At 69.4% G+C, this 2,385-nt stretch carries 3 protein-coding genes; 2 read left to right on the top strand and 1 reads right to left on the bottom strand.

All coding sequences use genetic code 11. The features are described from left to right. Positions 1 to 14: 14 nt before the first annotated feature. Positions 15 to 578 (bottom strand): hypothetical protein, encoded by a 564-nt coding sequence (locus F3T56_RS49960; protein WP_342787074.1) that lies wholly within the window; start codon positions 576 to 578, stop codon positions 15 to 17. A gap of 530 nt (positions 579 to 1,108) precedes the next feature. On the opposite strand from F3T56_RS49960, the gene F3T56_RS45795 reads away from it, so the two are divergent. After that, positions 1,109 to 1,711 carry a CGNR zinc finger domain-containing protein gene (locus F3T56_RS45795; RefSeq protein WP_149831364.1) on the top strand — a complete coding sequence of 201 codons (603 nt, stop codon included), beginning with the start codon at positions 1,109 to 1,111 and terminating at the stop codon, positions 1,709 to 1,711. A gap of 141 nt (positions 1,712 to 1,852) precedes the next feature. Further along, the gene (locus tag F3T56_RS45790; protein WP_149831363.1) at positions 1,853 to 2,350 is read left to right on the top strand and encodes a hypothetical protein; all 498 of its coding nucleotides are present in this window, start codon (positions 1,853 to 1,855) and stop codon (positions 2,348 to 2,350) included. Positions 2,351 to 2,385: the final 35 nt, after the last annotated feature.

The following is a 2,385-nucleotide window of genomic DNA, read 5'->3' as shown; positions in this document are numbered from 1 at the left end:
CCGACGGGGAGGCGTCAGCGGAGCACGACCTCGCGCGGGCCGTTGTAGGGCGCGAGCGACAGCACAGTCCTCGGTGTCCGAAGCCCCTCGTGGCCTTCGAAGAGTTCGCGCACCTCGGTGAACGACACCTCGTCACCCACCACCGGCGACACCTGGTCGTACAGCTCGCGGACCGGGTGCGTGAGTTCCTGGCCGGCCTCGGTCTCCGTGCCCCAGATGTCCCACAACAGTGTCTCGACCTTGTTCAGGGCCGCGAGATCGAGCCGTACGTTCCCCGCGACGAACCACTCGCCGAACAGCGGCCCTTCCTCCGGCGGGTGCAGGCCGAAGGTTCGGGGGTCCGCACCGCCCACCCGGATGGCCTGCCATGCCTTGCCCGCGACGAGGAAACGGTCGCGCGGCACGTCCATCGGATCGAAGTCGATCTTCCAGGTGCCGGCGATCAACGGGTCGGTGAGCTGCGCGTCGGCGAACAGCCAGCCCCGCGCCGGGTCCCAGTACTCGGTGACCACATGGTCGCAGTGGAAACCGTTGTTACCGAAATATGTCGCGAAGCCGGACCGCAGCCGTGCGGGCACGCCGATGTTGCGCAGAAGCGAGCAGTGCAGCAGCGCGAAATCCGGCAGACACCGACGAAACGCTCCTCGGGCGCGCGGCGTCGCGACAGCGGCGCGTCGTTCCGCTCGACCACGATCCGCAGGATGTCGTCGAGGTAGCGCGTCTCGGCGTCGTTGTGCAGCCGGCCCTGCGGGGTGGCGTAGCCGAAGGTCGCGCCCTCTCCCCGATGGATCATCAGGTCCCGTGCGATGCGGGCGAGTTGGGCAGGATCGCTCGCGAGGCCGGCGTAGAGCGGGGCGAGGTCGCCCGGATCGGTGAACACGCTCTGGGTGGAGTAGAACGCGGCGACGTCCGGTGCGAGGTCGAGGCGTGCGGGTGGCATGACGGAACCCCCAGAAAGAATCGGCCACACGTTCGATTGGCGGGCCGGTTCGCTTCACCGTGCCAAAATTCGCCGCCAATTGTCCAGAATTCCGCAATCCGGAATTTCCGCGGAATGGATTTCCTCGGCATCCATTTAATGGATGGCGGCTCGCTTATCATTAGCACCATGGAGTACTCGATCAGCCCCGACGCGCGGCTCGCCCTGGATCTCGCCCTGACCGTCCGCCACGACGGCCAAGGCGGCGTCGTCGACGACCTGACCGACCTCACCGGGCTCACGACCTGGGTCGGGGCCCACGCGGACGCCCTGCCCGAAGCCGCCGGTTTCAGCGCCGACGAGCCCACGCTCGCCGCCGTACGCGAGCTGCGCGCAGCCGTCCGGGCTCTGTTCGCCCGGGCCGTCCGTCCCGGCGAGCCCAGCCCGGCCGACGCCGCCCGACTGCTGTCCGTGCCCGAAGCCCTGGCACGCCTCAACGGGGCGGCCGCCGTCGCCCCGACCGTCCCCGTACTGTCCTGGACCCCGGCCTCCGAACCCGTCGTACACCACGCACCCGCGACCGACGAAGACCCGCTCACCGCCACCCTCGCCCGTGCCGCCATCGCCTTCCTCGCGAGCCCCGAACGACAACGGCTGCGCGCCTGCCACGCACCACGCTGCGTGCGCTACTTCCTCAAGGAGCACCCCCGCCAGGAATGGTGCAAACCCTCCTGCGGCAACCGCGCCCGAGTAGCCCGCCACCACGAGCGCCACAAAAAGATCGCGAGCTGAACAGCCAAGGGGGCGCTGCCCAACTTAAGGGGCGCGGGGAACTGCGCGACCAGCCACAGATCACCCGCACCCCAAAACGGCCTTCGCCCTCCCGACGCTCCCTCGGCTCCACCGCCGGACGGCAACCCGTACCATTGCGGCATGTCCTTCCTCCGCCGCCGCAGCGCCACCCCTGCAGGCCCCGATTTCGACGTATTGGCCATGGACCCGGGCGACTGGCCGGGCAATCTCGGCGCGGGTCTGCTGCCTGCCCCCGACGGCAGCTGCCAGGGCGTCTTCCTGCGCTACGACCTGTACGGCGGCCGCGGCCCCGCGATGATCATCGGCAACCTCCCGGAGGGTTCCCCGGCGCGCGAGGTCACCGAGGGCGAGATCCCCTTCGAGGTGGCCCAGCTGCTGCTGGCGCTGGAGAACGAGGAGGACATCACCGTCGTCGGGTCCGAGGACATGCCGGTGATGCAGGGGGACAACCTCCTGATCGTCCGCCGCCTCAAGCTCTCCGAGTCCCGGATCTCCTGCGTCCAGTTCGACCGCAGCGACAACGTCCTGGTGACCATCGCCGCCTGGGACCGCCCCATCACCGACGACCTCTACGCGCTGCTCAAGCCGCTCCCGGCGGAGCTGTTCCAGCAGGGCTGAGGAAGACCGAGGACCAAAGCGGAAGGGCCGGGTGC

It is taken from the genome of Streptomyces tailanensis, assembly GCF_008386495.1.
GTDB lineage: Bacteria > Actinomycetota > Actinomycetes > Streptomycetales > Streptomycetaceae > Streptomyces > Streptomyces tailanensis.
The sequence above is the reverse complement of the archived record's forward strand: the minus strand, read 5'-3'. Positions and strand labels throughout refer to the sequence as shown.

Bases quoted from the DNA above. Each gene is read 5' to 3' on its own strand.
- F3T56_RS45795 (WP_149831364.1), top strand. From the start codon at position 1,109: ATGGAGTACTCGATCAGCCCCGACGCGCGGCTCGCCCTGGATCTCGCC.
- F3T56_RS45790 (WP_149831363.1), top strand. From the start codon at position 1,853: ATGTCCTTCCTCCGCCGCCGCAGCGCCACCCCTGCAGGCCCCGATTTC.